Source organism: Bacteroidia bacterium, assembly GCA_019695265.1.
Classification (GTDB): Bacteria; Bacteroidota; Bacteroidia; order JAIBAJ01; family JAIBAJ01; genus JAIBAJ01.
Window position 1 is genome coordinate 1 of record JAIBAJ010000017.1, and the last position, 23,400, is coordinate 23,400.

A 23,400-nucleotide genomic window follows, 5' to 3' on the forward strand; every position below is an offset into this window, starting at 1 on the left:
TCCCTTCCCTGCACCAGCACATGGACCCAAGCATCGACTCCTTTAAAGTGGAGGTTTTGGAAGTAGAACAAGACTTTTACATGGAGTTTAACCCCTGGAAAAAACCTGATAAACGTAAAATTGCCAAAACCTTTCAATTTAAACCCTTTCACCTCAACGAAAAGGAATTTAAAGACCGATTATATGCCAGACGATTCGATCAGGAACCCAATTTTATTGAAAAACTTAAAACCGGTTTTGGTCTGTTAAAATAATATGTTTTTCAAAGATCCTATATTACAAAAAGCCTTTGACACCGATGGCTTTGTTCGCTTTCCACTTTTAGACGAAAGTGAAGTACATGCCTTGAACGATCTTTATGACCATTCTTTTTCTTCTAACAATCCGGGCTTCTATTCCAGTAGCTTCCTTGCCGATGAATCCCAACGAGCACTCCTTAACAACCGTATAGAAGAACTGGTACAAACTAAAATTAATACCCTTTGCCTGCCTCATCAAAAACTGGGTGCCTGCTTCCTGACAAAAAATACCGGACCTCAAGGCGAAATGCCCCCTCACCAGGATTGGACCATTGTAGATGAATCCGGGTTCCATGCCATGACCATTTGGATTCCGTTGCAAGATGTTAATGCCGAAAACGGCGCCCTGCAAGTAGTTCCCGGTAGCCATAAATTTTCAAAAGCCTTGCGTGGACCAAGTCTGAAAGACCCTTTCAACGACCTGCATACCCAAATTAAAAAGGATGCTGTTTTGGTTCCCCTGAAAAAAGGTGAAGCCATCGCTTTCTCCCATGCCATCTTACACGCTTCCCCACCCAACCTAAGCCCAAAATTGCGCATCGCAGTAACCTATGGTCTTATACCCGAAAACGCTGAAATGTGCTTTTACCATCAGTCTTCGCCCGGTATGGTGGAAAAATATACCGTAAAACCAGACTTTTTTCACCGTTACAACACCATGATTGGTCAGGCACCTTCCTGGTTACAACCTTCCGAAACCTTCAACTACGTCGAAAAACCGGTAAGCCTCCAAGAATACAACCTGGCAAAACGAAACTATCTGAAACAAAAAACCATGGACTCTTACCGCATGAACCCCATTTTGAAGGATGCCAACCACCAACAATTTTTTGAAAAAAACGGTTATGTGGTTTTACCCATACTCGAACAAGATAAGGTTGAGCAACTGAAATCTTACTACAATAACTCAGCCATAGCAAGCGAAAAACACGAAGGTTTTCATGTGAGCATGGATAGTGCCGATAAAGATTTTTGCCGGGCAACCCGCGATTTTGTTTGGTCATTAGTGCTTCCTGAAATGGAAAAATATGTTAGCAATTTTAAACCCTTCGTTGCCAGCTATACCGCCAAAGAACCTTCTCCTCGTGGAATCGTTCCTCCTCATCAGGATTGGAGCTTTGCCGATGGTGAACAAGAAGGAAATTGTTCCATAACCTGTTGGATTGCCTTGGTAGACACAACCCTTGACAACGGTGCACTTGGGGTTATTCCCGGAACACATCGCCTCATGCAAAACCACCGCCCTTCCCCTTCCCCGCAAACACCGGTTCCTCTGGCTAACCACATGTTCGAACTATTCCCCTTTACTCAACTGGTGGAAATGAAAGCCGGCGAAATGCTAATGTTTGATAACCGTACCTTCCATGCATCCCCTCCTAATATTGCTCAAAATACCCGCTTAGCAGTTGGAATAGGTATTACCCAAAAGGATGCTCAATTAGTCCATTATTATCTTAAACCCAATGGAAAAAAGGATACCCTCCTGAAATACCAAGTCGACGAAGAGTTCTTTATCCAATACGATAATGCCAGACTCTCTAAAATGTACGAAAAAGGTGAACTAATTCAGGGATATGGCCAACCAATCGAACTGCCATACAGCTTCGAAAATTGGGATAAAACCACCATCCTGGAAGAAATTCAAGCCTTGGGAGCCACCATCAACCCTCCGCTCCAAGCCAGAATGAAAGAACTCTTCCCTTCCATGTACAACCAAACAAACCGGAATAACCCTGAACCTGAATTGGTTATGGACTCTACCCCACTCGATTCCAGAACCTTTTTCGAAAAATACACCCCTCTGAACATCTTTAGAGAAATTAAGTATAAATTAGGGTTGAATTAATTTGAACGTGAAAGTTGGATTCTATACCGTTGATACCAGACACTTTGAAGATGGAACCACCATCAACATTGTGGAACTTGGAAACCAATTACCCTTTGTGGTAAAACGGGTTTACAGCCTGGTATTAAACCAAGCCGGAGTGAAAAGAGGCGCTCATGCACACCTCAACCAAACCCAATTGCTTTACGCCCTATCCGGTCATTGCATTGCCAAGGTATGGAACCAATTCGGCCAAATGCAAAGCTTCGACCTTTCCAATTCCGGCCAAGGCCTCCTCTTACCCCAAAACCACTGGATTGAAATTGAAGCCCTTCAGCCCTCCGTTTTGGTTTGCCTGGCTTCCGAACACTATCAAAACCTTCAAACCCTGTATAACAAATCCCAATTCCTAAACCAATAATACTATGTTCGACTTTCCATCCTCCATGAAACCCATTTTTAAAGATGCCGCTTTACAGGCTGCCTTCGAAAAAGACGGGTTTGTAGTGGTCGATTTCTACTCACCCCAACAAGTTGAACAACTTATACAACTCTACCGTGACCTACACCCTAAAGATGAAGTAGGTTTCTTCCCCAGTACGTTCTCGTCCGACAAAAACTACCGCAAAAAGGCCGACCAAACCATCCGGGAAGTGGCTGCAAACAGAATGCAGGAAATTTTTACCGATTTTCAGGAAGTTTGTGGCTCTTTCATCGTTAAAAGCCCCAATCCACAAAGCGGTATGTGTGTGCACCAAGACATGAGTCTGGTAGACGAAAGCCGTTTTACCGGTGTCAATATTTGGGCTCCTTTAACCGATTTAACCATTCAAAACGGAGCTATTTTTGTATTACCCGGCAGCCACCGTTTCTTTCCTACCTACCGCGGTAGCAGCATACCCGAATTCTTCTCCCCTGTCATGAATGAAATTGTCGACTACCTCCAACCCGTGCTCATCTCTGCCGGGAAAGCAGTTGTTTTCGACCAAAGTATCATTCACTTCTCCCCGCCCAATTTGTCTGACCAAATCCGAATTGTAACCAATATCTTTATTACCAATGCCGACGCCGAGTTCAGAACCTATTTCTGGGACAAAAACCCGGAAAACAAAGTAGAAATTTATGCCCAGGAAAGTACATTCATGACTGATTTTGAGCAATTTGGACAAAACATTCACAACCGCCCCCGGGTAGGTTCTCTAATCCAAACCGAAGTATATAGTTTCCCTAAAATCAATGCCGGTTTCCTGGCAGAAAATTGCAAACCCACCCAAGCCAGAATATTAATCGAATCGGAATGGAAGGCCTACCAAGACGCTCATCAACCAACTCCATCCCCCAAAAAATGGTGGCAAAAAATAATTGGATAAAATGGCCGTACGAATTTTTAAAAACAGTGAACACCAGGCTTTGTTCGACAAGCAAGGCTTTATTGTTCTCCCCTTTCTTACCACTTCCGAAATTCAAGACCTGGAAGCCTTTTTTGACCAAACCCATCCCAACCTCCACAACAATGGCTTCTTTTCCGATAGTTATCACCCCGATTACAACTATAAAAAACTAGCCAGCGAAAAAATTGTCCACGTGTTTTCCCGGGCCTACGAATCCTACTTTACCAATTATACCCCTTTTGGTGGGGCCTTTTTATATAAAACCCCCGGACAACAAAGCGAATTGGCAGCACACCAGGATTGGACCATCGTTGACGAAACTCAACAAGTTGCACTCAATTGCTGGGTTCCACTTTGCGATATCAACGAAACAAACGGTTCTCTCATGATACTCCCCGGTAGCCATTTCCAAAACTATCCCTCTTTGCGTTGTCCTACCTTGCCCTTCTTTTTTTCCGGTCACGAAGATATTATCCACCAAAACCTAATTCCGTTTCACGTAAAAGCAGGAACCGCCATCATCCTCAACCAAAGTGTAATTCATTACTCCTTACCCAACCGTTCCAATGCTGTTCGTAAAGCCATTACAGCAGGCATCAAAAGCTTTGGAGCTCAAATGTATTTCCACTACAAAGTGCCTGACCTCGACCTTCTGGAAATATTTAAAGAAGAGGATTCCTTTTTAATACAATTCGAAAATTTCGCCACCGATATCATGGAACGCCCCAAACTCGGTGAAAAAGTTGGCGAAAAACCATATACAAGTCCCCGGTTTACCAAATCAGAAATAAATTCCCTCATTCAGTCCATGCGCCTAAAAGCAGGTTTCGATTTTGTTCCATTGCCCCCTACCCAGGCACCCGCTTCAAATCTGTTTTCACGTTTAAAAAACTGGATTGCTCGCTAATGGAAACAAATCCCATTTTACTTGATAAGGCCCTCGATGATGAGTTGAAACGAGAAGGGTATGTCGTTGTTCCTTTTTTATCTCCCCAACAAGTTATTGACTTAAAGACCTTTTTCATTCAAAACCACACCGACGCACTTCCAGGTTTCTACGCCACAGCGCATTCCCCAAACCTCGGGTTCCGAAAGGCAATGAACGACCGAATTATACAGGAGTTTAGCACTCCCATCCAAAGCCTGTTCAGTCATTGCAAACCTTTAGGAGGCTCTTTTGTTGTAAAAAACAACCAGGGTAGCGAGGTGTTACGTGCCCACCAGGATTGGAACATTGTGGATGAAACCAGGTTTCGTTCCTTTAATATTTGGGTTCCTTTAGTCGATCTTTCTTCTCAAAACGGAGCAATTACCGTACTCCCGGGTAGCCATGCATGGATTGAAAACTACCGTGGGCCTAACATTCCTGATGATTTCGAACAGGTAAACTCCCAACTTTGGGATCGCATGCTTACCTTAAACATGAAAGCCGGTCAGGCACTTATTTACGACCACCGATTGTTTCACGCATCGCATGCCAATACAAGCGATTTCCTGCGCATGGCATGTGTTTTTGGCATCATCCCCGAAAATGCCGAAATGCTTTATTATTATGGCAATGGCAACCAGGTAGAAGTTTACAAAAGCAGTGTCGATTTCTTTATGAATGGCAACATCCAGGAAGGCAACAAACAATTAGAAATGGTCAAAACCATCCCCAGGCCCATTCCCAATTTAGAAAAGTTAGGTTTCACCCTTTCGAAGCCTGCTTCAAGCAACTTTTGGTCCCGATTGTTTGGCAGGGGCTAGGTATAACCGGCAAAAGAGAGGTTTACTATCTGGTAATTGATGTTTAGGCGGGCCCCCTTCACGCCCCACCAACCGTCTGCAAATCTTCAGCGCTCCTGCATGGGCGTTCGGGTCACGCTATCGCCTGTAGTCCTCGTCCCCCTAGGCTTAAGGCCGTCGGGGTCCTGTGGGCTACCTGGCTCTATCGTTGCCCGGGGGTGCAAACCCAATCTGCTTACTTTATATCCATATTTATGAAGAATCAGGCTAAAAATTTTTTGAAATTTACAGTATCATTTGCCCATTCAAAAGCTGTTTAAGCAAAAAAACCACAGCCAATTTGGACCATTTTAAAATTTCAATCGCTAGAAATAGATAACAGAAAAAGGAAATAAATTAAGTTCTATCCTAATAATACAGTACAACAATATCCTACTTATTGGCACATAGCTTATTGAATATGAAATAAAGATAAACCAAGTAAAAACTATTTTTTTATTCCAAAAATATTTACATACTTGCACACTATTGGTTGGTTAGGAGAGAGAAAGGGAGAGGGAGGCGGTAGATAGGTGTAACGGCAAAAACAGACTACCATTCTATTATCATATTTTTTTTATATTTGCTTTATGAAATTAGAAGTAGAAAGAATCGATGCTATCAAAAATTACTTTTCTACAAAGCCAGTGTTAAATGCTTACCTATTTGGGTCATTTGCAAGAAACGAGGCGGATTATCAAAGTGATATTGACATACTTGTTGACTTGGATTACTCCCAAAAAATTGGATTACAGTTCATTCAAATGAAATTAGATTTAGAGAAGATATTAGGCAATAAAGTTGATTTGGTATCTTCCCAAGGACTTTCACCATATATCCGACCAATAATTGAAAATGAAAAGAAACTAATCTATGCGCGGTAAGCTTGGAGATAGTGTTAGGGTGCAGCACATTTATGAAGCAATCCTTGAAATTGAATCGTAGTTGTTGGACAAGGATTTTTCAGACTTTATGAATAATTCAATGATGAGATTTGCATGTATAAAGCAGATGGAAATAATTGGAGAAGCAAGCAATCATATATCTGAGACAACCAAATTAAATTTTTCATCAATAGAATGGGCTCAAATAGTTGGGATGAGAAATGTTTTTGTTCATGAGTATTTTGGGGTTGACTCGACTCTGGTTTGGGAAATAATAAAAAATGATCTTCCGGATTTAAAGGAGAAAATTAAACTAATTCTAAACAGTTTGACAGAAAGCCGCAGCACCTAACACGGTGCAAAAGCCATAAGCCGTTTTGTTCTTCGAATCGACATTTTTCTGTTGGCTGAATTTTGGGCTTCGCATAAACATTTATCTGCAAATTCGCTTACGGCTTCTGCAACGGGAACGTTGGGTGCAAAGGAATTGCCTAAAAACTAACCTTTTTTCCAAAAAAAAACTTAACTTTGGAATTAAATAATAAAAATGGACATTCAGGTAAGGAAATTAAATTTTGTACAAGAGTTCCTTAGGGTTGCAGATGAAGAACTGGTTTCTAAGTTAGAAAATATTCTACAGGTTGAAAGAAGAAAACAGTTAGAAAAGGATCCAGTTCCAATGACTATTGAAGAATTTAAGAGGAAGGTAGAGGAATCAGAAAATGATTTTTTGAATGGACGAGAGAACGATGCAAAGATTTTGCTTAAGCAAATAGATTCATGGAAATAAGAGTATAGTTGTCTGATACTTCTTTACGGCAATTGCAGGAAATTTTTGATTATTACACAATAAAAGCAGGAGAAAAAGTAGCTAAAAGGTTGGTAAAAGGAATTGTTGAACAATCTATTCAATTGGAAAGAAATCCATTGATTGGTCCTGCAGAACCATTATTAGAATCAAACCTATTTGAATATCGATATCTTGTAGTGGGAAATTATAAATTGATTTACAGGTACGAAAATCAAACAATTCGAGTTGTTTCAGTATTTGACTGCAGGCAAAATCCAACCAAACTAGAAGGAATTTCAGAATAGTCCCCAGCCCTAACACGGTGCAAAAGCCATAAGCGATTTTGTGCTTCGAAATTACTTTTATCTGTACATTCGCTTACGGCTCCTGCACAGGGTCCGTAGACACCAATTGTAAGACTACACCATAACAGACGAATTAAGACTATAAATGAAATATAAAAACATAAGAGAAGAAGAACTAAAAAATAAAGTCGGTGCGGACTGGTTCAAAACATTCGACACGACCGAAATAATAGGCAATATTGACTTTTCAGTTTTCCCTAAACAAGCCGACATTTTCGGCCGAACTCCCCTACTTTGGGCAGAAGCAAAGACGGGAATTTTTGACGTGCCGACAATGTTTGTGCAACTTATCTTGACAATAGGTAAAGCACGAACATTTGACAAAACAATACCACCTGCATTTTTGGGAGCTTTTGACTTTAAAAAAATTGCTTTTATTCCTTACATAAGCGTTCAAGACATTTTTTACCTAAATGACTTCAATTGGAATGTTACGCCAAGTAACCACGAAACAAAAGAGTTTAAGTTAATCGCAGAACGTATTGAGAAAACGATAAAACAAAGGACTTACGTTTACGACTACATTCAAGACGAAAAAGAACTCAAATTTTTCATTTCCAACAATGTTGCAAAAGCGACAGAAGTCAGCAAAATAAAAATTGACAAAAATAATTTCATTCCTATTTATCTGCGTTGGCTTGACATTGTAAAACCAATAATTGACGTAAATTGGGATGAACTTAAAAAGGCAAACATTTTAGACAGCGACTTTTATTTGGCAGATTTGTTTGTGGACGACAGAGATACGCAACATATTGCCGATGATGCAACCATTCGTGAAAACTTGTTTGTTATTTTTCAAAATCAAGGCTACAAAATTGCAAAAGAGAACATCAAGCAAATGTTTGATGCAACCATCAATATTAAAGTAAAAGAAACTTATCAGCATTTTTGGAAACGATACAAACGACCACCAATCAAGGAATTTCAAGAATACATAATAGAGCGTAGAGATTTACTTGTTCCGCAAGACATCAGAGAAAGAAAAGGTGCGTTTTTCACGCCACGAATTTGGGTTGAACTTTCACAAAAGTATTTGGCTGACTATTTAGGTGAAGATTGGCAAGAAGAATATTACATATGGGACTGTGCCTGCGGCACAGGCAATCTTCTTGCAGGTTTAACAAACAAATACAATATCTGGGCATCAACGCTTGACCAAGCAGACGTTAGTGTAATTCACGAACGTATTAAACACGGTGCAAACTTGCTTGATAATCACGTTTTTCAATTCGACTTTTTGAATGATGATTTCACCAAACTTCCACAAGGTTTACAAGCCATTATAAATGACGAGAAGAAACGTAAAAAGCTAATAATTTACATAAATCCGCCATACGCAGAAGCTGACAACAGGCGTGGAGATGGACGAACAGGCGTAGCGATTTCTCAAATCCATAAAAAGTATTCCGACTTAATGGGTTACACAAAACGAGAGTTGTATGTGCAGTTTTTAACAAGAATTTATTGCGAAATACCTCAAGTGGTGCTTGCAAATTTTTCAAAGTTGAAAAATTTGCAAGCACCAATGTTCTCGGATTTCCGGACGTTTTTTCGAGCGAAGCTCGAAAAATTATTTTTGACACCTGCGGACACATTCGACAACGTGAAAGGGCAATTTCCAATTGGTTTTTTCATCTGGAATACAGACAAGAAAGAAGTTTTTGAACACATTGAAGCGGACATTTACGATAAAAACCAAACTTTTATCGGAATTAAAAACATTTATGCTTATGACAAACTAAAATTTATAAACGATTGGGTAAAAACTTTTAGAAATACAAAATCCGAATCAATTGCAACAATTATAGGCGTAGGTAGCGATTTTCAAAATCAAAGATTGGTGCGTTTTGGCGAACCATTTATGAAAGTTCCTGCTTCAAATCATAATTGGCAAACTACCAAAGAAAATTTAATTGAAACATCAATTTATTACACAGTTCGTCACATTATTGAAGCAAATTGGTTAAATGACAGAGACCAGTTTTTATTTCCAAACGAAAATTGGAAAATTGATTTAGAATTTCAAAATGATTGCTTAGCTTATACTCTATTCAGTAACAATATTTCGAGCAGTTTTGGAATTAATCATTGGATACCTTTCGCAGAAAGCGAAGTAAACTCGATGGAAAAGTTTGAAAGTAACTTTATGACAAACTTCATTAACGGAAAACTAAAAACTGAAAAGGAGTCTGACGGTGTTCTATTTGACGATAAGATCAAAATTGGTATTTATGACAATAAACCAAGAGAGTTTTCAGAACAAGCAAAAACTGTTTTTAAATCAGGTCAAGAACTTTGGAAATACTACCATTCACACAAAGACATTAACATAAACGCAAGTTTATATGACATACGTGAATACTTTCAAGGACGTAACAACAAAGGCAGAATGAACTCACGAAGCGATAACGAAATTTACACAAAACTAATAGCAGAATTGCGAGACAAATTAGATTTACTTGCGGACAAAATAACACCGAAAATTTATGAATACGAATTTTTAAAACAATGAAGAGAGAAGAACAATTGGTAATAACATATAAAAGCTTAACCGAATGGCAGCGCAGCTGAACTATTGTCACAAAGGTAGGAGCAATTTCGGTTTAAGCCTGTGTAGAGAGCAGTGTGTCCAGTTTGATAAATCTATGTTGATTCTAAATTTTACCTGTAAGTTTTCCAAGGATTTACACAATTGGAAAATGTTACCTGAACTGTTTTTATGGAATTACCGACCATTTTAACGGGTTAAATCTGGTTGCTTTTTTTGAAGTTCTTTTTGAACTAAATTTTATGCAGTTTTTTTAGTCAAAAAAAAATCTGCCATTGAATGGATAATGTGGCACAGACAAAAGAAATGGGCTTTCCCAAAAACTGGTTAGACGAAGAACTATGGAAATAACACCTAACTTTAATCGTCTAGCTCGCCCTGCCAAAAGATAAAGAAAGGGAGAGACTCCCAACTTAGCATGGCATTCTTTTGAATACCTATAAAAAACTAAACTATCCATTCAAACCCCAGCTTAGGTAAGGTTCATGCTGATACCACCATCCAATGGTTTGGAGTTGCACCCTCGGGCAACGATAGAGGCAAGTAGCCCACAGGACACCGACGGCGTTAGCCTAGGGGGACGAGGACTACAGCCGATAGCGTGACCCGAAGCCCGTTGCAGGAAGCCGGAATTAATTACCGCCTCCTCGTTGGGCGAAGGGGGCCCGCATACAAGCTATTAGAATAATTTTAAGGCAGTCTTCCAAACTCCATTCATAAGTGCTACTTTTGCCCGATTTTAATACCCACCACCATGCTTTTCGAACTTACCGAAGAACAAAAAATGATTAAACAAGCCGCCAGGGATTTTGCTCAAAATGAGCTGCTACCCGGGGTTATTGAGCGAGACGAGAAAATGCTTTTCGCCCATGAACAAATTAAAAAAATGGGAGAACTGGGTTTTCTGGGCCTGATGGTGGATCCAAAATACGGAGGTGCAGGAATGGATACCATGTCATATGTGCTGGCTATGGAAGAAATATCGAAAGTAGATAACTCAGCCAGTGTATGCATGAGCGTTAACAACTCCTTGGTTTGCTGGGGTCTTGAAACCTACGGAACTGAAGAACAAAAACAAAAATACCTGACCCGCCTGGCTAAAGGTGAAATTATTGGTGCGTTTTGCCTAAGTGAACCGGAGGCTGGTAGCGATGCCACCTCTCAACGTACTACAGCCGTGGATATGGGCGATTATTACCTCGTTAATGGTACAAAAAACTGGATTACCAACGGAGGAAATGCTTCGGTTTACCTGGTTATTGCTCAAACTTATCCTGAAAAAGGACATAAAGGAATTAATGCACTTATTGTTGAAAAAGGACAGGAAGGTTTTATTATTGGTGCTAAAGAAAATAAATTGGGCATTCGATCTTCAGACACGCACACCTTGATGTTTCAGGATGTGAAGGTTCCTAAATCGAACCGTATTGGTGAAGATGGCTTTGGTTTTACATTCGCCATGAAAACCCTTGCCGGCGGACGTATCGGTATTGCAGCTCAAGCACTTGGTATTGCAGCCGGAGCCTACGAACTTGCCCTGGCCTACTCCAAAGAACGCAAAGCATTCGGAAAACCTATCTCCGAACATCAGGCCGTTTCGTTTAAACTGGCTGATATGGCCACCGAAATTGAAGCTGCACGCCTTTTGGTTTACAAAGCTGCGTGGCATAAAGATCAACACCTGAACTATGACCAAAGTGGAGCAATGGCCAAATTGTATGCATCAACCGTTGCTATGCGCCATACAGTAGAAGCCGTTCAAATCCACGGCGGATATGGCTTTGTAAAAGAGTATCATGTTGAACGTTTAATGCGTGATGCAAAAATTACTCAAATCTACGAAGGCACTTCTGAAGTACAGAAAATTGTAATTTCCAGATCGGTTCTGAAATAAAACCGATTAGGTAAGGTTCAATTTTGGGCTTGGCTATTCCTTAATAAAATGGCCTTTCCTAAGGTAAACCCGGTAACCTAGTTTGGATTAAAAAACATTTGAAATAAAGCAAGTCACCCGTTGATTTGCTCTATTTTTCATTTCGGGCATCAACGTCTTCGTACATCACCCATTTACCTGCTTTCCAGCGCAAGGCATCAACACTTAAATCGGGACCGTAAAACTGAAATTGTCCAACCAAGGAAGGGGAAGAAGGAGATAAGTGTGGAACCAGAATAGCCGATTGTCCTACATCGTAATTTAACTTCATCTGGATTCCAAATTTATATTCGAAAATCCACCTGGCTTTTAGCAAATTACGCTTTCCTGAACCATAATTCACTTTAGGCATTCCCGGATCCTGGTTACCTGCCTTTACCTTTTGCTTTTTATGGTATTGCTGAAAATAATTGCCCCCAAACGTAGGAACACCTGCCGGGTTAACCGTGAGAACCTCTACCACCTTTTTGGAAGTATAATTATTACCTAGTTCCCAACCCAATAAGGTATACACTTTTTTACGCCCGGAACCTGTTTCAAGTAGGTTGTAATACAGGCATCCAAACCATTTATCAGGACTTAAAACCGCTCGTTCAGGCTTATCCATTCCTTTGGATTTGTCGACCAGCTTGAAATACATGTATTTTTTAAATTTAGCATTGTACACCTGTATAAAGCCATAATACTTTTGTCCACCGGTGTCAATAGGCGAATTCCAGGTAATCACCCTGACCTTTTTATCTTTGGAAAGCAATACCCCGCAGTTGGGAAGGTCAGATAAATCGGTTTGCAATTGAAGGTCTGACTTCAGCAAGGATTCCAAGGAAGCAGACAGACTTTTATTGATTACGTCCCTGCAACTATCCGTTTCGCAGGACTTAAGTTGTTGGAATAAGGAAATGATTTCCCCTTTTTGTGCCAAGAGGCCAAAGGGAAGGATAATGAATACAAAAACTAGATAAGGTTTCAAGGCAAAAAAGCAGAATGTGTCAAAGGTAGAAGGAATTTGGGTTATTTTGCTGCTTGAAACGTAGGATGAAGCGACGATATTTTGCAAACCGACTCTTGTTTAGCTCTTCCGGCAATGGCCAGGGAGTAGAAGGCAGCCCCATTTTGGTCAGGATTGCGCGGATTGGGATTGCAATTGGACTTGCGGTAATGCTGATTTCTGTTTCGGTTGTAACCGGATTTCAACATGCTATCCGAGACAAGGTAACAGGGTTTGGTTCCCATTTGGTTATTTCCAATTTTGACAGCAATGAATCGCTCGAGGCCATTCCTATTCCGGCTAATCCACCGTATTTGGCACAGCTCAAAGCCCATCCGGACGTAAGTCATGTTCAGGCCATTGCTACCAAGGCCGGAATAATTCGGGTAAAGGACAATATTGAAGGCATTGTGGTAAAAGGAATTGGGGCCGATTTTGATTGGAGCTTTTTTCAAAACAACCTGGTGGAAGGTAAAGTATTTGAAACCTCTGATACGGCCAAATCGAGAAATTTACTGGTTTCCCAAGCTCTATGCCAACGCCTGAACCTGCATTTAGGCGATGCGGTAAAGGTGTTCTTCATCCAGAAAAATGATCGATTAGAACGTAAATTCACCATAACAGGAATTTATAAAACCGGATACAGTGATTTTGATAAAATCTATGTTTTGGCAAACATTGCCCATATTCGTAAACTGAACGAATGGGACTCTAATCAGGCTAGTTTTCTGGAAGTGACAGTTAAAGACTTTGATCGTTTAGCCACGGTGGCCGACGAATTGGAAGAACTCATTGGTTATGACCAAAAAGCTACCACCATTGAAGAAGAAAGGCCCTGGATTTTCGATTGGCTCCATATGCTCGATTTAAACGCCATCATTATTCTGGCACTCATGCTGGTCGTTTCCTGTATAATTATGGTATCAGCTATGTTGGCCTTGATTTTGGAAAAGACTCAGGTGATAGGAACTCTTAAAACAATAGGCATGAACAATGCTGATTTAAGAGGGATTTTTATGCTGGTTGGTATCAGAATTGCCTCCATTGGATTCTTATGGGGTAATTTGGTTGGAATAGGTCTGCTCCTACTCCAATACTTTACCCACCTCATCCAACTGGATGAAACCCATTACTATGTTTCCTTTGTTCCGGTTAATCTGGACTTTCGCAATTTTTTGTTGGTTAACCTCCTGAGCTCAGGTATGCTATTCCTCAGCATCTTTATTCCTCTATTCATCCTGTATTCCATTAGCCCATTGAAAGCCATTCGGTACAAATAGCCTTTTGACTTTAATCCTTTATTTCGCCTAAAACCTGCTTCGTTGTAAGCATTCCGGAGCAAATCCTACTCCAAATAATTCCTTGGAAGGCTAATGCTTAACATTTCTTAACACGGGTTGGGATTTGTTAAAAAAAGGGGAGGGTAATTTTGTTCCCCCAAAAATTTAATATGGTTACAGATATACGCGAATTGAATGAAAGGATCCAAAAAGAAAGTGCATTTGTGGATCTGATTACCATGGAAATGGAAAAGACCATTGTTGGTCAAAAGTACATGGTAGAAAGGCTGTTGATTGGTTTGCTATCCAACGGTCATATTTTATTAGAAGGAGTACCCGGATTGGCGAAAACCCTGGCAATTAAATCCTTGGCCAGTACCATCCATGGCAACTTCAGTCGTATTCAGTTTACCCCTGATTTACTTCCTGCGGATTTGATTGGAACCCTTATATACAATCAAAAAAAGGAGGAGTTTCACATTCGGAAAGGACCGGTATTTGCCAATTTCGTGTTGGCAGATGAAATTAACCGTGCCCCGGCTAAAGTGCAATCGGCCCTGCTTGAAGCCATGCAAGAAAGACAGGTAACCATTGGAGATGAAACTTTTGTTTTGCCGGAACCATTCTTGGTATTGGCCACCCAAAATCCGGTGGAACAAGAAGGAACCTACCCTTTACCGGAGGCCCAGGTAGATCGCTTTATGTTAAAAATTGTGGTGGGCTACCCACAACGGGAAGAGGAAAAAAGAATTATTCGTCAAAATGTATTGGGTGACTTTCCAAAACCCAACCCCATTATGCATCCGGAAGATATCATCAAGGCCAGATCGGTGGTTCGGGATGTTTACATGGATGAAAAGATTGAAAATTACATCGTCGATATTGTGTTTGCCAGTCGTTTTCCCGATCAATATAAACTAGGCAAATTTAAAAACCTGATTAGTTTTGGTGGTTCACCAAGGGCAAGTATTAACCTGGCCCTGGCAGCCAAAGCCTATGCCTTCATCAAACGCAGAGGATACGTAATTCCCGAAGACGTAAGAGCCGTTTGTAACGACGTGCTTCGTCACCGTATTGGATTAACCTACGAAGCAGAAGCAGAAAATATCAGTACCGAGGAAATCATTGCTGAAATCCTCAACACCGTGGAAGTGCCTTAAAACCGGAAATCGTTTCCTTGTTTTATTAACCTTTAAATGCCTTCGTTTCTTGAATGGAAACCAATGAACTTCTTTCCAAAGTAAGGAAGATAGAGATTAAAACACGGGGTTTAAGCAACCAGGTGTTTTCAGGCGAATACCATTCGGTGTTTAAAGGGCGGGGTATGGCCTTTTCGGAAGTAAGAGAATACACCCCGGGCGACGATATTAGAACCATCGATTGGAATGTAACCGCCCGTTTTGGTCACCCATATGTAAAAGTATTTGAGGAAGAAAGAGAATTAACTGTTATGCTCCTGGCCGACATGAGCGCTTCCGGCTTGTTTGGAACCCAATCCAGGCAAAAACAAGATATGATGACCGAAATAGCCGCCGTTCTTGCCTTTTCTGCCATCCAAAACAACGATAAAGTCGGTATCATCTTTTTTACCGACCGCATCGAAAAATACATACCGCCCAAAAAAGGCAAAAGCCATATTCTGCGTATCATCCGTGAATTGATCGATTTCAAACCCATAGGTTCGAAAACCGATTTAGGCCTAACGCTGAAATATTTCACCAACGTGATGAAAAAACGTTGTACAGCCTTCGTTATTTCTGACTTTATTTCTCCCGATTTTACTGATTCCCTAAAAATTGCCAACCGAAAACACGATGTTATCGCTCTTCGCCTTTACGACAAACGTGAAAAGGAAATGCCGGCCATCGGATTAGTGCGGTTACAAGATCAAGAAAGCGGAAAATCGCAATGGGTCGATTTTTCCGTTGAAGAAAACAGAAAGCAATATGTCATTAATGCCTTGAGAAGGGAAGAAAAACTGAAGGAAATATTTAACCGAAGCGGTGTTGATTTCGCCAATATCGCCACCCATGAAAACTATGTTAATCCGTTGATGAACCTTTTTAAACGCAGGGAAAAATGAAAAGGATTAACTTGTTTCTAACCTACCTGATTGCATTTACATGGCCCTTAAACCTTGTTCAAGGCCAATCCATTCGTACCTCCGTGGATACCAATTCCATTCTAATTGGAAATCCCATTCAGCTCCATATCCGGGTAGAAGTTCCGGAAAAAACCAACATCCGAATGCCTTCTGTCCACGACTCGGTTTTTACAGGTTTGGAGATCGTAGAAACGGGAAAAATTGACACCATTCGTTCCAACGAAAAACCAGGTTTTACCTTGCAACAAACGGTGGTTCTTACCGCATACGATAGCGGAAAGTTCTTTATACCCCAATTCACCATTCTGGTCAATTCCGATTCTGCTCAACCTTTATTCTCCCAGGTTATTCCAATCTCTGTTAATTTCCCCAAGGTGTTGATGGAGAAAGAAATTAAAGATATTAAACCACCCTTGATTCCTCCTTTCGACTGGCTTTTTTGGTCTTTAACAATCCTGGGAATCTTAATCGGATCGATTGCTGCTTGGTTTGCCTATCAATTCTATCAAAAAAGGCAAAACCCATTCAAACAAATCTTTCAGGAAAAACCCCTGCCTCCCGATGAATTAGCCATTAAAAAACTCAATGAACTAAAGCAAAAGAAATTATGGCAAAATGGTATGGAAAAACAATACCATGTTGAATTGTCCGAAATTATCAGGGAATACATCGAAGGCAGATTTAAAGTTAAAGCCCTGGAACAAGTTACCGACCAAACCTTATCGGAATTACGCTTTCTTGTTTCAACAGAACTTTTGGCGGTTTTAAAACAAATCCTAAGCCTAAGCGATTTGGTAAAATTTGCAAAACTTCAGGCACAACAGGGCGAAAATGAACTTAGCCTCACCAATGCCTATGAATTTGTAAACCAAACCAAACCCCTATTGCAAGATCAATCCATGGAAAAGGAGGGCCGCCATGACTAATTTCATCTGGGCCAGTCCATGGTTTTTTTGCCTTTTTGCTACACTTCCCTTGCTTATTTGGTGGTATTGGAAACAATTGGAACCTAACCAACCTTCCATGCACATTTCCTCTTCCCAGGCTTTTGAAGGTATTGTGCCATCGGCAAGAGTTAAATTCCGCCACCTTCCCTTTGTGCTTCGAATTTTAGGACTTAGCTCCTTTTTTATTGCTTTGGCACGACCACAAAGCAGTTCATCCTGGCAAAACTCTACCACCGAAGGAATTGACATCATTCTGTCAATGGATATTTCTCCGTCTATGTTGGCTGAAGATTTCAAACCCAACCGATTGGAAGCAGCCAAAAAAGTAGTGTTGGATTTTATCGACAAAAGACCCGATGACCGAATGGGTCTGGTAGTATTCTCCGGCGAAGCTTTTACCCAGGTTCCTATTACTTCCGACCATGCCGTTATTAAAAACATCCTCGACGACGTAAAAAGCGGATTACTCACCGATGGAACCGCTTTGGGAAATGGATTGGCCTTAGCTGTTAAACGACTGCTCAGTAGTAAAGCAAAAAGCAGAGTCATCATCCTTTTAACCGATGGAATCAACAATTCGGGAGAAATTGCACCCCTCACCGCCGGTGAAATAGCGAAAACTTTTGGTATTCGGGTTTATACCATAGGTGTTGGAACCTATGGTACAGCTCCATATCCTGTGCAAACACCCTGGGGAATTCAATACCAGCAAATGGAAGTTAAAATTGATGAAAAATTGATGAAGCAAATTGCCACTATGACCAAAGGACAATACTTCAGAGCTACCAATAACAAAAATTTAAAAGATGTTTACAATACCATCGATAAACTGGAGAAATCAAAAATAGAAACTACCGAATTCAGAAAAAGAAAAGAAGAATACCTCCTCTTTGCCCTCCTGGGTTTAGGCTTTTTACTCTGCGAATTATTACTTAGAAACACCTGGCTAAGAAGCATCCCTTAAACCATGTTCCGTTTTGCACATACCGAATATTTGTGGGCACTTTTAGTAGTGGTTCCCTTGGTGTTCCTTGCCTTCTGGAACCTTTACCAACGCAATTTACGACTGAAAGAACTCGGCGATCCTGATTTAGTGAAACAATTACTAGGCGAGTTTTCTGAAAAAGGCCGCACCTGGAAACATATTTTATCCATCTCAGCCCTCGTTTTTGCCATTTTCGCCGTTGCCAACCCACAAATTGGCAGCAAATACGAAGAAGTTAAACGGGAAGGCGTTGAATTGGTGGTTTGTCTGGATGTTTCCAATTCCATGTTGGCCGAAGATATTCAACCCAATCGCCTGGAACGATCCAAACAAGCTTTATCTAAACTGCTGGACGAACTCGGTAACGACAAAATAGGTTTGGTGGTTTTTGCCGGCGATGCATACACCCAATTACCTCTAACAACCGATTACGGGGCAGCAAAATTATTCCTCTCCTCAGTAGGTACCGATGCCGTGCCCGTGCAAGGAACAGCCATCGGAGCAGCCATTGAAAAAGCAATAAATTGCTATGGTAAAAATGAAGCCGGAAATCGGGCAATTATTGTCATATCAGATGGTGAAAACCACGAAGACAATGCTTTGGAACAAGCCAAAATTGCCCATGAAAAAGGTATAAAAGTGCATACCATCGGAATGGGATCCCCTCAAGGTGCACCCATTCCAAACCTGGTAAGAGGTAAAATGACCGGATACAAAACCGATGAAAGTGGTGAAACCGTCCTGTCGAAAATGAACGAATCTATGTTGTCGGAAATAGCCTCGGCAGGAGGTGGAAGTTATACCCGAGCCACCAATTCAGACGTGGGACTCAACGAACTTCTTTCCCAAATAAGTAAGATGGAAAAAAAGGAAATTGGTAAAAAAATGTTCACCGACTTCGAAGACCGTTTCCAATATTTCCTGGCAGTAGCTGTATTGCTCCTGCTCATTGAACTGGCACTGCCCGAACTAAAATGGTCGGCTTGGAACAAATTTAAAGGAAACAAATAACCCATGGTAAAGCGAATGAACACTTTTTTCCTCAGCCTTTATTTTGGTTTATTCCTGCTCTTGGGAATAGGTAACCCGGCTTTTGCCCAATCTCGGGAAACCAATAAATTGATCAAAAAAGGAAACGATTTCTACAACAACAAAAAATTTAACGATGCCGAAGTAGAATACCGAAAAGCCCTGGAAAAAAACAAATCCAGCTTTGCAGGTAAGTTCAACCTGGCCGACGCCCTCTACAAACAAGGAAAATTCGAAGACGCTGCCAAAATTTTTAAAGAACTTAGCAATTCTACCCAAAACAAAGAAGAACTGGCTAAAGTGAATTATAACCTGGGAAACTCCTACCTAAAACAAGAAAAATACAGGGAAAGTGTGGAGTCTTACAAAAAAGCGTTGAAACTGAATCCCAAAGATGAAGATGCCCGATACAACCTGGCATATGCCCTTAAAATGATCCAAAAACAACAACAAAACCAGCAAAACCAAGACCAACAAAACAAGGATCAACAAAAACAAAACCAGCAAAACCAAAATCAACAGAATCAAGACCAACAAAACAAGAACCAAGATAATAAAGACCAAGAGCAACAGAACCAACAAAACCAACAACAACAACAAAATCAGGAAAATAAAAGTCAAAAGCAAAATTCCAACCAATTGAGCGAAGAACAAGCCAAACAAATGTTGGAAGCAATTGGACAAAATGAAAAGGAAGCAAAGGATAAACTGAAAAAAGTTCCCATTCGTGCTAAATCAGGTAAACCAAGCAAAGACTGGTAATTAAACAACGGAGGAGTGTACCATGAGAAAAAGTCAGCATGTTTTATATCGTTTGTTATTCCTGGTAGGAATACTATTTTTATTACCTGCCCGGACCTGGGCTGTAGAGATAAAATTTGTTGCCAACGGACCTAAACAAGTCAGCAACGGTGAGCAGTTTCAGGTTACCTATACCATCAATGCAAACCCTACACACCTTATTTCACCCAATTTCCCCGACTTTGATTTACTCGGTGGCCCAAGTCAAAGCTCAAATACCAGCTACATTAATGGAACAGTAAACCAAAGCATGAGCTTTACTTACTACCTCCGGGCAAAAAAAGAAGGCACCTTCTCCATTAAACCCGCTAAAGTCAAAGTAAATGGGGTGGAAATTGAAAGTAATACCTTAACAATAACCGTTACTAAAGCAGACCCCGCCGCAGTCCAACGTCGTCAACAACAACAACAACGTTACAATTCCTGGGATCCATTTGCCGACCCCTTCGGATTTCCGGAAGATAACTCCGCCAACCAAAACCAACCCCAGGAAAAAGTAAAAGCCAATGGACAAGATATCTTTGTCCGTATTGTGCTCGATAAGAAAAAGGTAAGCCAAGGAGAACCTATCCTGGCCACTTTGAAAATCTATACCCGCATCGACTTGGTTGGTTTCCACGACATTAAATTCCCCGAGTTTAATGGATTTTGGAAAGAAGAAATACCTAGCGGCGCTCAAATAAGTTTCAAACCTGAAGTAATTGATGGCATTCAATACCAGGTGGGAACCTTTAAACAATTGGTACTTACCCCTCAAAAATCAGGATCTATCACCATCGAACCCTTTGAAGTGGAAGCTGTAATCAGGCAAAGATCTCAACGCAGATCCAGAAGCCTTTTCGACCAGTTCTTCGGCTCCTATGAAGATGTAATCGTTAAACTTAAAAGCCAGGCTTTTAAAGTAGATGTTACCCCATACCCCGCTAATCCTCCTTCCGATTTTACCGGAATTTCCGGCAAACTAAAAATGTCGGTGAGTCTCGATAAAACTAATACAAAATCAAACCAGGCCGTTAATCTAAAACTCACCATCGGTGGAACCGGAAACCTCAAGTTACTCGAAGCACCTAAACTCAGCTTCCCACCCGACATTGAAGCCTATGACCCCAAAACCGTTGATAAAATCAATGTTAATCAGGCAGGTATTTCCGGAAGCCGTTCCTTCGAATACTTACTCATTCCCAGATATGCAGGCGATTTCAAACTTGGACCATTTTCCATTACTTACTTCGATCTCGATAAAAAATCCTACGTAACTCTTACTCAACCCGAATTAAACCTCCATGTTGAAAAAGGTGAAGGCCAGGAAGAAGCCCATGCAATTGTCGGCGGTAGTAACAAAGAAGACCTCAAAATCATTGGAAAAGACATTCGCTTTATCAAAACCAATCTGCCCGATTTTCAAATTCATGGCGAAAATTTCTACGGCTCCGAGCTTCATGTGCTTGGTATAGTGGCGCCTTCTTCCCTATTCGGCATTTTTCTCCTGTTTCTTCATATCCGCCGCCGCAAAAACTCCGACCTTTCCTATGTAAAAAATCGCAGAGCTACCAAATTGGCTAAAAAACGCTTGGCAACTGCAGAAAAACTACTTAAACAAAACAAAACCAATGAATTCTACGAAGAAATTGCCCGTGGCCTTTGGGGCTATGTTGGCGATAAATTGTTGTTGGAAGTTTCAAGCCTTACCAAAGACAATGTAAAAGATAAACTGCTGGCAAATGGAACTTCCCCCGAACTCATCGACCGATTCATCAAAGTACTTAACGACGCCGAATTTGCCCGCTATGCCCCTTCCGCCTTGGGAATTTCACCGGAGCAAATCTTAAACGATTCAGTAAAAATTATTGTGGAATTAGAAGCCTAGACCAAAATCATGAAAAAACTAATTTCATTTATCGTCCTACTTAGCTGTTGCTTTCAGGCTTTCTCTTTTGATGCTGCTTCATCCTACTCCAAGGCCAATAAGCTTTATCAAGAATCCAAATTTGAGGAGGCAGCTAAAACCTACGAAGCTGTTTTACTCTCCGGAAATGAGTCTGCCGAACTGTACTTCAACCTGGGTAACGCATATTTTAAACAATCCAAATTTCCTCAGGCTATTCTCAACTTTGAACGGGCCCTCCGACTTGCGCCCGGCGATGAAGATATACGCTTCAACATTCAGGTGGCTAATCTTAGAATTGTTGACAAAATTGAACCCATGCCCGAAATCTTTTATAACCGCTGGATCAATGACCTAAAATCCTTGTTTTCTGCCGATGGCTGGGGACGTTCCAGCATCTATTTCCTGCTTCTGTCCATCGCCGCCGGTATCTTTTATTCATTGTCGGAAGGACTTGGAATTATTCGCAAAATCAGTTTCTATTTAGCCTCTTTTGCCTTAGCTATTTCCCTACTGGCGCTTGCGTTTGGCTACAACGAGTACCAGCAAATTAAGGAAGCAAAATCGGCCATTGTTTTCACCCCTACCTTGCATGTTAAAAGTTCTCCAAACGAAAATGGCAACAATATTTTTGTAGTTCACGAGGGCACTAAAGTCGAACTTCTGGACCGGGTTAATAATTGGGTTAAAATTCGCTTAGCCGACGGAAATATCGGTTGGGTACCTGAGCATCATGTGGTGGTAATTTAGCCCAAAAAACTCTTTCCCCGCTATTGGCTATATTTTAGTTTTTTTGGCGGGCCCCCTTCACGCCTGCCAACTCCCTGCCAACCCAAAAGTAATGCAATAGGCGTTCGGGTCACGCTATCGCCCGTAGTCCTCGTCCCCCGAGGCTAACGCCGTCGGGGTCCTGTGGGCTACTTGGCTCTATCGTTGCCCGATGGTGCAAGCCCCAATTTAAACCAATTTTAATTTTTTTTAATAGTCCGAAGGCTTTTATAAATTTAGATTGGTAAGTACCGAGGATACAAAATGTTATACCACTGTTATTTAAAAAATAGTCCAAAACTATTTTGAGAATTATACCGAGAGGAAAAATAATATGATTCCAGTTCGCTTAGGCCTCCTGGAATCATTTATTTTTATCCTCGGCATTTGCAACATTGGTAAATGCCGATGCATAAGCTGTTTAGTCCAATTATGGCTTAGCCTAATTGGACTATTACAGATTTGCAAACGGTGTTAGTCCGATTTTTTCAAGAAAATTTAAGCATAAAATTGGACTATACATTTTGTCCATTCGGTATACATGCCGAGGATACAAAATGTTAGTCCGATTTTTTCAAGAAAATTTAAGCATAAAATTGGACTATACATTTTGTCCATTCGGTATACATGCCGAGGATACAGAATGTTAGGCCAATTTTCTCAATAAAAATTAATACCTAAAATTAGACTAAACATAATGTACATTCGGTATTACGCATCGGGCAACGATAGAGCCAAGTAGCTCCGTGCCAACGCAGCTTTTAAGCGGAGTTGGCACGGACTACAGGCGATAGCGTGACCCGAACGC

General features: G+C 40.8%; 21 protein-coding genes and 1 pseudogene. 21 read left to right on the forward strand and 1 reads right to left on the reverse strand.

Features of this window, described 5'->3' with window-relative positions:
- From K1X82_04440 to K1X82_04495, 12 genes and pseudogenes are all read left to right on the forward strand, one after another.
- Positions 1-254 (forward strand): hypothetical protein (locus K1X82_04440; protein ID MBX7181340.1); only part of this gene is annotated, 254 nt, incomplete at its 5' end.
- A gap of 1 nt (position 255) precedes the next feature.
- Positions 256-2,145 carry a phytanoyl-CoA dioxygenase family protein gene (locus tag K1X82_04445; protein ID MBX7181341.1) on the forward strand — a complete coding sequence of 630 codons (1,890 nt, stop codon included), beginning with the start codon at positions 256-258 and terminating at the stop codon, positions 2,143-2,145.
- 7 nt (positions 2,146-2,152) lie between these two features.
- Positions 2,153-2,545, forward strand: a complete 393-nt coding sequence (locus K1X82_04450; GenBank protein ID MBX7181342.1) for an FdtA/QdtA family cupin domain-containing protein — start codon at positions 2,153-2,155, stop codon at positions 2,543-2,545.
- A gap of 25 nt (positions 2,546-2,570) precedes the next feature.
- Positions 2,571-3,494, forward strand: coding sequence for a phytanoyl-CoA dioxygenase family protein (locus K1X82_04455; protein MBX7181343.1), 924 nt, complete (start codon positions 2,571-2,573; stop codon positions 3,492-3,494).
- 1 nt (position 3,495) lies between these two features.
- The gene (locus tag K1X82_04460; protein ID MBX7181344.1) at positions 3,496-4,422 is read left to right on the forward strand and encodes a phytanoyl-CoA dioxygenase family protein; all 927 of its coding nucleotides are present in this window, start codon (positions 3,496-3,498) and stop codon (positions 4,420-4,422) included.
- Positions 4,422-5,264: a phytanoyl-CoA dioxygenase family protein gene (locus tag K1X82_04465; GenBank protein MBX7181345.1), complete on the forward strand. Its 843-nt coding sequence runs from the start codon at positions 4,422-4,424 to the stop codon at positions 5,262-5,264. Before K1X82_04460 ends, K1X82_04465 begins: the two co-directional genes overlap by 1 nt.
- 608 nt (positions 5,265-5,872) lie before the next feature.
- A complete protein-coding gene (locus K1X82_04470) occupies positions 5,873-6,166 on the forward strand; it encodes a nucleotidyltransferase domain-containing protein (GenBank protein ID MBX7181346.1) in 294 nt (97 codons plus the stop codon).
- Positions 6,156-6,518: pseudogene (locus K1X82_04475) on the forward strand (DUF86 domain-containing protein). Before K1X82_04470 ends, K1X82_04475 begins: the two are co-directional and overlap by 11 nt.
- 195 nt (positions 6,519-6,713) lie before the next feature.
- Positions 6,714-6,956 (forward strand): hypothetical protein, encoded by a 243-nt coding sequence (locus K1X82_04480; GenBank protein ID MBX7181347.1) that lies wholly within the window; start codon positions 6,714-6,716, stop codon positions 6,954-6,956.
- A gap of 32 nt (positions 6,957-6,988) precedes the next feature.
- Complete coding sequence (locus K1X82_04485; GenBank protein ID MBX7181348.1) at positions 6,989-7,261, forward strand: type II toxin-antitoxin system RelE/ParE family toxin; 273 nt, start codon at positions 6,989-6,991, stop codon at positions 7,259-7,261.
- A 145-nt stretch (positions 7,262-7,406) separates the two neighbouring features.
- A complete protein-coding gene (locus tag K1X82_04490; protein ID MBX7181349.1) occupies positions 7,407-9,836 on the forward strand; it encodes a hypothetical protein in 2,430 nt (809 codons plus the stop codon).
- Positions 9,837-10,626: 790 nt separating this feature from the next.
- Complete coding sequence (locus tag K1X82_04495; protein ID MBX7181350.1) at positions 10,627-11,766, forward strand: acyl-CoA dehydrogenase; 1,140 nt, start codon at positions 10,627-10,629, stop codon at positions 11,764-11,766.
- A 130-nt stretch (positions 11,767-11,896) separates the two neighbouring features.
- Here K1X82_04495 and K1X82_04500 read toward each other — a convergent pair whose 3' ends face one another.
- Positions 11,897-12,775 (reverse strand): hypothetical protein, encoded by an 879-nt coding sequence (locus K1X82_04500; protein ID MBX7181351.1) that lies wholly within the window; start codon positions 12,773-12,775, stop codon positions 11,897-11,899.
- 65 nt (positions 12,776-12,840) lie between these two features.
- Here K1X82_04500 and K1X82_04505 point away from each other — a divergent pair, with 65 nt between their 5' ends.
- The 9 genes from K1X82_04505 (at position 12,841) to K1X82_04545 (ending at position 22,574) form a co-directional block, all read left to right on the forward strand.
- Positions 12,841-14,073 (forward strand): ABC transporter permease, encoded by a 1,233-nt coding sequence (locus tag K1X82_04505; GenBank protein MBX7181352.1) that lies wholly within the window; start codon positions 12,841-12,843, stop codon positions 14,071-14,073.
- A 170-nt stretch (positions 14,074-14,243) separates the two neighbouring features.
- Positions 14,244-15,233 (forward strand): MoxR family ATPase, encoded by a 990-nt coding sequence (locus K1X82_04510; GenBank protein MBX7181353.1) that lies wholly within the window; start codon positions 14,244-14,246, stop codon positions 15,231-15,233.
- Positions 15,234-15,286: 53 nt separating this feature from the next.
- Positions 15,287-16,156 carry a DUF58 domain-containing protein gene (locus K1X82_04515; GenBank protein MBX7181354.1) on the forward strand — a complete coding sequence of 290 codons (870 nt, stop codon included), beginning with the start codon at positions 15,287-15,289 and terminating at the stop codon, positions 16,154-16,156.
- Positions 16,153-17,103 carry a BatD family protein gene (locus tag K1X82_04520; GenBank protein ID MBX7181355.1) on the forward strand — a complete coding sequence of 317 codons (951 nt, stop codon included), beginning with the start codon at positions 16,153-16,155 and terminating at the stop codon, positions 17,101-17,103. The genes K1X82_04515 and K1X82_04520 overlap by 4 nt, the downstream gene beginning before the upstream one ends.
- On the forward strand, positions 17,096-18,088 hold the full coding sequence (locus K1X82_04525; protein ID MBX7181356.1) for a VWA domain-containing protein: 993 nt from the start codon (positions 17,096-17,098) through the stop codon (positions 18,086-18,088). The genes K1X82_04520 and K1X82_04525 overlap by 8 nt, the downstream gene beginning before the upstream one ends.
- A 3-nt stretch (positions 18,089-18,091) precedes the next feature.
- The gene (locus K1X82_04530) at positions 18,092-19,120 is read left to right on the forward strand and encodes a VWA domain-containing protein (protein MBX7181357.1); all 1,029 of its coding nucleotides are present in this window, start codon (positions 18,092-18,094) and stop codon (positions 19,118-19,120) included.
- Positions 19,121-19,135: 15 nt separating this feature from the next.
- Positions 19,136-19,900, forward strand: coding sequence for a tetratricopeptide repeat protein (locus K1X82_04535; GenBank protein ID MBX7181358.1), 765 nt, complete (start codon positions 19,136-19,138; stop codon positions 19,898-19,900).
- 22 nt (positions 19,901-19,922) lie between these two features.
- A complete protein-coding gene (locus tag K1X82_04540; GenBank protein ID MBX7181359.1) occupies positions 19,923-21,806 on the forward strand; it encodes a BatD family protein in 1,884 nt (627 codons plus the stop codon).
- Positions 21,807-21,815: 9 nt separating this feature from the next.
- Positions 21,816-22,574 carry a tetratricopeptide repeat protein gene (locus tag K1X82_04545; protein MBX7181360.1) on the forward strand — a complete coding sequence of 253 codons (759 nt, stop codon included), beginning with the start codon at positions 21,816-21,818 and terminating at the stop codon, positions 22,572-22,574.
- Positions 22,575-23,400 lie beyond the last annotated feature (826 nt).